Origin of the sequence: Azonexus sp., assembly GCF_036170495.1 — a bacterium.
Lineage (GTDB): Bacteria > Pseudomonadota > Gammaproteobacteria > Burkholderiales > Rhodocyclaceae > Azonexus.
In genome coordinates this window covers 1-8,887 of sequence record NZ_JAVHPH010000433.1, presented here as the reverse complement: position 1 = coordinate 8,887, position 8,887 = coordinate 1, and the positions used below count along the sequence as shown (strand labels likewise).

Sequence of the window (8,887 nt, the reverse complement as noted above, 5' to 3'; positions counted from 1 at the left end):
TCCCGAGAATAGTGCTGCGCATCCTGGGCATTCCGCGAAATATGATCGATGCCCACCGTCATCTCCTCAACGGCCGCCGCCATGCTTGAGGCAGCGTCGCTTTGTGCCGCCGTGCCGGCCGAAATCTGCTGGCTCGACGCAGCCAACTGTTCCGCAGCCGAATTGAGCTTCCGGACATCACCCTGAACACCGCCGAGCAAGGCCCGGAAAGCCGCCGCCATCCCGTTGAAATCCTTGCCGGCAGCATGCAATTCGTCGGCCCCATGGGAATCGAACTCGGTCGTCAGGTCGCCATCAGCCAGTCGGCGCGCGCCCTGCGAAAAGTCGCCGACGCTGTTGATGACCGAATAGTAGGTACCAACCCCCAGATAGCCAACGAGCAGGACGACGAGTACCGACAAGCCAAGTTCAAGAAACAGGAGCCGACTGGACTCGTCGATACGGCGCTGCAATTGCTTCTCGAATTGCGGGATCAGCGTATCGAACATGACCTTGTAGCCGACGTCGATCAATTGGGTGGTCATGGCGAAATAGTCTTGCGGCGAAGTGGTGAATTTCTCGCCCAGAATATCGTCACGAAGCAGCGCGAATACCCGTTCGGCGCCATCCGTAAATTCTTTTGCCGGCCCCGAAATCGATGCCCCGAGTTCAGGCACGATACGAACCACCTTGTCCAGGTTGGCATTCTGGGCACGTAGCGTACCGTTCATCTGGGCAATCTGCGAAGCAATGTCGATACGCATCTGCGGCGACAATTCCTTCTTCGCCAGCACCCCGGTGCCCCGCGCCCGCGTGATCCCCATCGGCTCCAGCATGGCCGGCATTTTGGTTACGATGGAATCCATGAAGTAGTACGTATCCATGGCCGGATCGAGCGTCAATTGGCTCTCGTCGGCAATGTCGACCATCAGTTGCAGGGCTGTCGCAATCATTGCCGAGTGACGTTTGATGTTCTCGGGCGGGGTCCAGGTCAGGCCCTGCCCCTGGATGGCGCTCCAATCCTGGCGAATGGATTTCCAGGTCGGACGCTCACGCAAGGTCGGCGACAGGCCGGCGTCGGTCGCCGCGACAAAATCCGCCACTTCCTTTTCCTTGGCCGCCCGTTTTTCCTTCATCGCCTCGTTACCGTTCAAGACGCCGGAAGACAGGCCGCGGTGCTGTTGCATGACCTGCACCATCCGGTTGAGCGGCTTGAGCATTTGGAGGCCAGCCATTTCCTGTCGGGCATTGTCAATATCCCGGTTCAGTGAAGAAAAAACCGAATAGAGCAGGACGACCAAAACAAGAAAAACAGCCGACCCGAGCAACAAGAACTTGCTGGTGTAGCGAAGCCGGTTCATCAAGGCCACAGCCGGGGAAAAGAGCGCCTGCATTTGGTATCTCCTCAATGTCGCGCCGCTGGCGACAGGCAAAATGTTAAATCAAACAGATCGCCATGGTTTTATCACTTATCAAATTCTTAACAAAGAATGCCGTCATCAAGATGCATGACGCGATCGGCCTTTGCCGCCAGCCGCTGATCGTGCGTCACGACGATCAGGCTGGCTTGCTGCTCGCGGACCCGATCGATGAGCAGGCCGAAGACGACGGACGCGGTATGACTGTCGAGATTGCCGGTTGGTTCATCGGCCAGCAAACAGGACGGATCGCTGACCAGCGCCCGGGCGATGGCGGCGCGCTGGCGCTCGCCACCGGAGAGTTCACCGGGGCGATGCTCGACCCGATGGCCGAGGCCGACGGCGGTCAATATCACGCCGGCCTTGGCTAGCGCTTCAGCGCGTTCCATGCGACGAATCAGCAGCGGCATGGCGACGTTTTCCAGGGCCGAGAACTCGGCCAGCAGATGGTGGAACTGATAGACGAAACCGAGATGCCGGTTGCGCCAATCCCCACGGTCAACCTCGCCCAGGGCCGAAAAATCGCGGCCCATGAGCGTGACGTCACCCGCCGTTGGCGTATCCAGCCCGCCCAGCAGGTGCAGCAGGGTGCTCTTGCCGGAGCCGGAAGCACCGACCACGGCGACCGTTTCGCCGGGATTGACCTGCAGATCGATGCCGGACAGAACCGGCACTTCAAGGCCGCCGCCACGAAATACCTTGGACAGCCCGCGGGCGATCAGAATGGGTTCACTCATAGCGCAGGGCCTCCGCCGGATTGACGCGGGAAGCCCGCCAACTGGGGTAAAGCGTCGCCAGCAAGGCGAGCACGAAGGCAATCAAGGTGACGCCCCAGACATCGCCCCATTGCAGCTCGGAAGGCAGGTCGGAAATGTAATAGACCTCCTTCGAGAGGAAATGCACGCCAAGTATTTGCTCAATGAAGGGCACGACGACATCGATATTGAGCGCCAGCAGCACACCGCCGACGATGCCCAGGCCGAGCCCGATGAAGCCGACCAGCGCGCCCTGCACGACGAACACCGCCATGATCGACAGTGGCCGCGCCCCGAGCGTGCGCAGAATGGCGATGTCGGCCTGCTTGTCGGTGACCGCCATGACCAGCGTCGACACGAGGTTGAACGCCGCCACGGCAACGATCAGCGAGAGGATGATGAACATCATGTTTTTCTCGATCGCCACGGCGCGGAAGAAATTGGCGTGGCTCTTCGTCCAGTCGCTCAGGTAAGCGTCGGCGTCGATGTAGCGGACCAGTTCGCGGGCGATGCGCGGTGCCTGGAAGAGATCGTCGACCTTGAGCCGCACGCCGGTCACCCGGTCGTCCATCTGGTAAAGCTTCTGCGCGTCTTCGAGATTGATCAGGGCCAACCCGGAGTCGTACTCGAACATGCCAACCTCGAAGATGCCGACCACCTTGAACGACTTCAGCCGCGGCATGACGCCGGCCGGCGTCACCGTCCCTTGCGGTGCGATCAGCGTGACCTTGTCGCCGGTGAATACGCGCAACGAACGGGCCAGATCTGAACCGAGCACGACACCGAATTCGCCGGGCCGCAGATCGTCGAGGCTGCCGCTCTGGATGGTCTTGCGGAAATCGGCGACGCGGTCTTCCTGCTCGGGCAGGATGCCGCGCACGATGGTGCCCTTGACCGTGCCATCGACGCTGAACATCCCCTGCGATTGAACGAAGGGCGCGCTGGCCCGGACTTCAGGGTGCTTGGCAGCCTGCTCGGCGACCAGTTGCCAGTTCGGCAACTCGCCGTTGATGCCGGTGATCTGGATGTGCGAGGCGACGCCGAGAATGCGCGTCCGCAATTCCTTCTGGAAGCCGTTCATGACCGACAGCACCACGATCAGCGCCGCAACGCCGAGGCCGATGCCGAGCATCGAAATCAGGGAAATGAATGAAATGAAGTGATTGCGTTTCTTGGCGCGCGTGTAGCGCAGGCCGATCAACAGTTCGTAAGGCAATGCCATGCGGGTAACACCGGGCGGGGAAAGTCGCTATGGTACACTTTTTGCCCGCTGACCCCTTGCCTGCTGCCCGTGCGCCTCACTCTGCTTGTCCCCGAACTGATCTGGCCCGAACCGAATGACCAACTGACCCTCGGGAAACTGGCGCCCCCCGGCTTCGAATGGCTGACCGCTCACGCCGAATTTTCCCGCCTTCCACGCCGGGCTTTCGAGCACGCGCTGGCCGACCACTTCGGCCTGACCGACGCGCCTTTTGGCGCCCTCCGGCTGCTCGGCGAAACGGGAAAGAAACAGGTCGATGACGGCCACTGGCTGTGCGCCGACCCGGTGCATCTGCGCTTCCACCACGAACGCATCGTCCTCGCCGATGCCGGCGCCTTTGACCTCGAACTGGAAGAGGCACACGCCATCACGGCATCGCTGAATTCAGAATTCGCCGACATCGGGCGCTTTCATGTCGCCACCGCCCGGCGCTGGTATCTGCAACTGAATGCCACGGTCAACGAGAAATTTGCCCCGATTTCAACCATTGCCGGCCGCCGGCTCGATAGTGACCTGACCGACAAGAACGGCCCGCTCAACCGCTGGCTCAACGAAGTGCAGATGTTCCTGCACGGCCATCCGGTCAACGAGCGCCGCCAGGCCGAAGGCAAACCGGCCGTCAACAGCGTCTGGCTGTGGGGTGGCGGGCCGCTGGCCGACGTGCCGGCGCCGCAGTTTTCCGCCGTGTGCAGCGACAACCCGCTGGCTACCGGCCTGGCGCTCGCCGCCGGCATCGAGGCGCCGCCCTGCCCGGCCAGCCTGAGCGCCCTGCTCGCCGACTCGGCGCCCAACGACAACCCGCTGGTCCTGCTCGACACCTTGCTGCCACCGGTTCTCTACGAAAACAGCGAAGACTGGCGTAACGCCTTCGCCGCGCTCGAACGCGACTGGTTCGTCCCGCTGCGCGCCGCACTCGGCGGCAAGGTCGAAAGCCTGAATATTGTCGCCCCGACCATCTACGGCCAGCTGACCTGGACGCTGTACGGCAAGGACCGCTGGAAATTCTGGCGCAAGGCCCGCCCGCTGCAGACCATCGCCAAGGATTTGGCCGACACTCCGGCCGAAGGAACGCCCCCGTGACCAACATCACCACTCGCAGCGCACCGCAACGCGTCGTCTGGCAACTCGAACAACAGGGCCTGCACCCGCTGCTCGCCCGGCTCTACGCCGCGCGCGGCATCAAGGACAAGTCCGAGCTCGACTACGAACTGAAGTCGCTGATCCCGCCGACCGCGCTGACCAACGCCACTGCCGCCGCCCACCTGCTGGCCGACGCCATCGAGGCTGAAGCCAAGATGCTGATCATCGGCGACTACGACTGCGACGGCGCCACCGCCACCGCCGTCGGTATGCGCGCCTTGAAGTCGCTCGGCGCCGATGTCGATTTCCTGCTGCCTGACCGTTTCAAGCTCGGCTACGGTCTATCTCCGGAAATCGTCGATGTCGCCGCCGAGCAATCGCCCGACCTCATCATCACCGTCGACAACGGCATCGCCTCGCTCGAAGGCGTCGCCCGCGCCCTGCAGCACGGCATCGCCACACTGATCACCGACCACCATCTGCCGGCCGAAACGCTCCCGGCCGCCGATTGCATCGTCAATCCCAACCAGCCCGGCTGCGACTTCCCGTCCAAATGCATCGCCGGCGTCGGTGTCATGTTCTACGTCATGCTCGCCCTGCGCGCCGAACTGCGCGAACGCGGTTATTTTGCCGAACGCCCGGAACCGAATTTCGCCAGCCTGCTCGACCTCGTCGCGCTGGGTACCGTCGCCGACGTCGTCAAGCTCGACCGCAACAACCGCATCCTCGTCAGCCAAGGCTTGAAGCGCATGCGCGCCGGCCAGATGCAGGCCGGCATCGCTGCCCTGTTCAAAGCCGCCGGCCGCGACCCGAAAAAGGCCACGGCGATGGACCTCGGCTTCATCCTCGGCCCGCGTCTCAACGCCGCCGGCCGCCTTGCCGACATGCGCCTCGGCGTCGAATGCCTGCTCACCGATGACGCCAGCCGCGCCCTGCAAATCGCCCAGGAACTCGACACCCTGAACCGCGAGCGTCGCGAAATCGAATCCGGCATGCAGGAACAGGCGCTGATTCTGCTCGAATCGCTCGACGCCAACGACGCCACCCCGGGTATCGCGCTCTTTGACGAAAGCTGGCACGAAGGCGTCGTCGGCATCCTCGCCTCGCGCATCAAGGACAAACTGCACCGCCCGGTCTTCGCCTTCGCCCCCGGCGAAGGCGGCATCGTCAAAGGCTCTGGCCGCTCGATCCCCGGCCTGCACCTGCGCGACGCCCTCGACCTCGTCGCCAAACGCGCCCCCGGCCTGCTCATCCGCTTCGGCGGCCACGCCATGGCGGCCGGTGCCACGGTCAACGCGGAAAACTTCGAAAAATTCAAATCCCTGTTCGCCGAAGTCGCCGGCGAATTGCTCGCCCCGGCCGACCTGACTCGCACACTGGAAACCGACGGCAAGCTCGAAGGCAGCTACATTTCCCTAGCCACCGCCCGCCTGCTGGAAAACGAAATCTGGGGCCAGGGCTTCCCGGTGCCGCTGTTCATGGACGAATTCGAGGTCGAACAGCAACGCGTACTCAAGGAAAAACACCTCAAGCTGCGCCTGCGCAAAGGCGACACCCGCATCGACGCCATCCAGTTCAATTTCAGCACCCAGCCCGGCAACCGCACCCGCGTCGCCTATCGGCTGTCCATCAACGAATACATGGGCGTCGAAAGCCCGCAGTTGATGGTTGAGCATCTGGAATAGCCCTGTTCAGAATCGATGGAGCCATTCCTACGGTCAACCGGAAAAAATGGCCAAAAATCAAATTGCCATAAATTTCGCCCAATCGGCGAAGCGAGGCGCGAGCAGTTCGACCGCGCGCCGCAGCAGATCTTCATCAGCGATGGGTTTGCAATCGGCAGAATACCTGCCAACCACCACTAATACAGCTTCCGCATTCCGCGAATGAGTACTCCGTAGCGGCTCCGGTCATCCATTGCTGTAGCAAATTAACGGCAAGTAACAATGTCTCATAATTGGGTGTCGAATTACTTTACACCGGGATATAAAATCAATAACAAAAAACCACCAACTTACTGATTAATATAAATTTATTAACAACCGGCACACCTATTGCTAGAACACATTTGCCTTACAGATTTAACCGCTGAAGCTGTCCCGCGTATCAAAACAAGAGTGAAGTCAATTTAGTCTCACCACCCAACAAAACAAAGGAGCAAAAATGTCAAAAATGAAAATGTCTGCCCTAGGTGCGGCTGTCGCTGCAGCACTGACTTTCGGTGTCGCTAGCAACGCTCTCGCCCACGGCGTATCGATCGGCTATGAAAACGCCGGCCCTGGTTCCGTCAATATTTGGCTGGGTACATATAATCATGGCACCCCTACAAACGAAGGTAGCCTAACGCTGACAGGCGTCTTGGGAACCTTGTTTGGACCTGTAAACACGGCGTTTACCCTATTAACCACGAGTAAGCCACTGGGACTCGTTGACGGTACGTCAAACTTTTATACGCCTGACATCAACATAGGTGGAAGTGCGCCACTGTCCGGATCAGAAGCCGGATTCAATGCTGCATGCCCCGCCTGTGGCCCTGTTGATCATTGGCAAGGTGTAACCTTCGCGGGACTAACGGAAGGTGATTATCAATTTACCTGGGTACCCGATCCCAATCCAAGCGCAGAGTGGTCTCCGATAAACACCAATATGGAAGGTATTTTCCACTTGGGCAGGGAAATCGTGGATGGAAATAATGTTCCCGAACCTGAAACCTTGGCACTAATGGGATTGGCGTTAGTTGGGCTAGGTTTCTCCAGGCGTCGCAAGGCCTGATCAGACTCTGGATTTGTCACGCAGACAACGACGGCAGCTACCAAAGCTGCCGTCGCTTTATCCGACGCTCAATAACGCACCCCGTCCGGTGGCACAAACGAATTGAGCACATGCAGATAAGAAGCCCGTGCGAAGGTGCTCGGGTTCGGGGAATTCAGCTGGCTCATCGAGCCTTTCATTTGCCCAACCGAGGTGTATTCGCGCTCGCGCAGCCAGTCGGTCATGCCTTGCAGGACTTCGCTTAGGGCTTCCGGGCCGCGTTTGAGCAGGGCGCTGGCCATGTGCACGACGTCGGCACCGGCGAGCAGCATTTTTAGGGCGTCTTCTGCCGTGTGTACGCCGCCGGTAGCGGCCAGCGATAACTTCGTGCTACCGCGCAGGATGGCGATCCAGCGCATGGCGAGGAGCGTATCGGCTGAGGACGACAGTTGTACGCGATCGACGACGCTCAGGGTTTCCAGATCGATGTCGGGCTGGAAGAAGCGGTTGAATAGCGAGACCCCGGCCGCCCCGGCCGCTTCGGCCTGATGGACAAAATGCGGCAGCGATGAGAAGAACGGCGACAGCTTCATGCCGACCGGAATGCTCACCGCGGCCTTGAGTTCCTGCAGCAGCGAAATGTGGTGATCTTCGATCGCTTCGCCAGACACTCTGGGATCGCTCGGCATGTACCAGGCGTTGAGCTCAAGCGCGTCGGCGCCGGCGGATTCGAGTTCCTTGCCCAGTTCGACCCAGCCGTTGAGCGTTGAGCCGTTGAGACTGGCGACGACGGGGATGGACAGCCGCGACTTGAGGCGCAGGATTTTTTCGAGATAGCTGTCTAGCCGGCTCTGGTAGTCGTGACCGAAAGGCAGGTGGCCGGCCGATTCGCCGAAGGTGTCCGGATGGACCAGGAAGCGGTCGATCATCCGTTCGTCGTGGCGGACGTCTTCCTCGAACAGCGAATGCATGACGATGGCCGCGGCGCCGGCATCTTCGAGGTGGAGCACGGCGTCGAGGTCGCGGCTGAGCGGGCTCGACGAGGGGACCAGCGGGTTTTTGAGGTGCAGTCCGAGGTAGGTCGTGGACAGATCAGGCATTGGGTTCTTCCTTCTTGTCTGCGGCCGCCTGGGCCTTTTCATCGATGGCGGCTTCGGGCAGGACCATTTCCGAGAGTTCGACATATTCCTGGTGGCGCAGGCGGGCGTCTTTGCCGGCTTGCGCCATGAAGTAGGCGGAAGCATCCGGCTTCAGCCGTTCGAGGATGGTAAAGCGCGCTTCGTTGCCGGCGAAATCACTGAACGGGATGCTTGGTGCGGCGCTATCGACCGACAACGGATTCTTGCCCTGGCTGCGCAGGCGCGGGTCATAGCGGAGCAGCGGCCAGTGCCCGGCCTTGACCGCCAGATCCTGTTGGCGAAGGTTGTTCGAGAGATCGACGCCATGCGCGATGCACGGGCTGTAGGCAATGATGATCGAGACGCCGGGATAGCTTTCGGCTTCGAGAAAAGCCTTGAGCGTATGGACATCCTTGGCGCCGTAGGCAACCTGGGCGACATAGACGTTTTCGTAATCCATGGCGATACGGGCCAGATCCTTCTTGCGGTTGGGCTGGCCGCCGGCTGCGAACTTGGCGACGGCGC

General features: G+C 60.8%; 8 protein-coding genes. 3 read left to right on the top strand and 5 right to left on the bottom strand.

What is annotated here, in order from left to right; translation table 11 throughout:
* From ADADOO_RS15695 to ADADOO_RS15685, 3 genes are all read right to left on the bottom strand, one after another.
* The coding region (locus ADADOO_RS15695) for a HAMP domain-containing protein (RefSeq protein WP_511278443.1) at positions 1 to 1,373 on the bottom strand (1,373 nt) is incomplete at its 3' end.
* Positions 1,374 to 1,459: 86 nt separating this feature from the next.
* Positions 1,460 to 2,134 carry a lipoprotein-releasing ABC transporter ATP-binding protein LolD gene (gene lolD, locus ADADOO_RS15690; RefSeq protein ID WP_511278442.1) on the bottom strand — a complete coding sequence of 225 codons (675 nt, stop codon included), beginning with the start codon at positions 2,132 to 2,134 and terminating at the stop codon, positions 1,460 to 1,462.
* Positions 2,127 to 3,374 (bottom strand): lipoprotein-releasing ABC transporter permease subunit, encoded by a 1,248-nt coding sequence (locus ADADOO_RS15685; protein WP_511278441.1) that lies wholly within the window; start codon positions 3,372 to 3,374, stop codon positions 2,127 to 2,129. The genes lolD and ADADOO_RS15685 overlap by 8 nt, the downstream gene beginning before the upstream one ends.
* Before the next feature lie 69 nt (positions 3,375 to 3,443).
* Here ADADOO_RS15685 and ADADOO_RS15680 point away from each other — a divergent pair, with 69 nt between their 5' ends.
* From ADADOO_RS15680 to ADADOO_RS15670, 3 genes are all read left to right on the top strand, one after another.
* Positions 3,444 to 4,493 (top strand): hypothetical protein, encoded by a 1,050-nt coding sequence (locus ADADOO_RS15680; protein ID WP_511278440.1) that lies wholly within the window; start codon positions 3,444 to 3,446, stop codon positions 4,491 to 4,493.
* Entirely contained in the window at positions 4,490 to 6,178 is a 1,689-nt protein-coding gene (gene recJ / locus ADADOO_RS15675; RefSeq protein WP_511278439.1) for a single-stranded-DNA-specific exonuclease RecJ, read from the top strand. Before ADADOO_RS15680 ends, recJ begins: the two co-directional genes overlap by 4 nt.
* Positions 6,179 to 6,656: 478 nt before the next feature.
* Positions 6,657 to 7,265, top strand: a complete 609-nt coding sequence (locus ADADOO_RS15670; protein ID WP_511278438.1) for a PEP-CTERM sorting domain-containing protein — start codon at positions 6,657 to 6,659, stop codon at positions 7,263 to 7,265.
* 68 nt (positions 7,266 to 7,333) lie between these two features.
* Here ADADOO_RS15670 and ADADOO_RS15665 read toward each other — a convergent pair whose 3' ends face one another.
* Entirely contained in the window at positions 7,334 to 8,344 is a 1,011-nt protein-coding gene (locus tag ADADOO_RS15665; RefSeq protein ID WP_511278437.1) for a dihydroorotate dehydrogenase-like protein, read from the bottom strand.
* Positions 8,337 to 8,887, bottom strand: a 551-nt coding sequence (locus ADADOO_RS15660) for a thiamine pyrophosphate-dependent enzyme (protein WP_511278436.1), incomplete at its 5' end; no start/stop codon positions are given. The genes ADADOO_RS15660 and ADADOO_RS15665, both read right to left, overlap by 8 nt.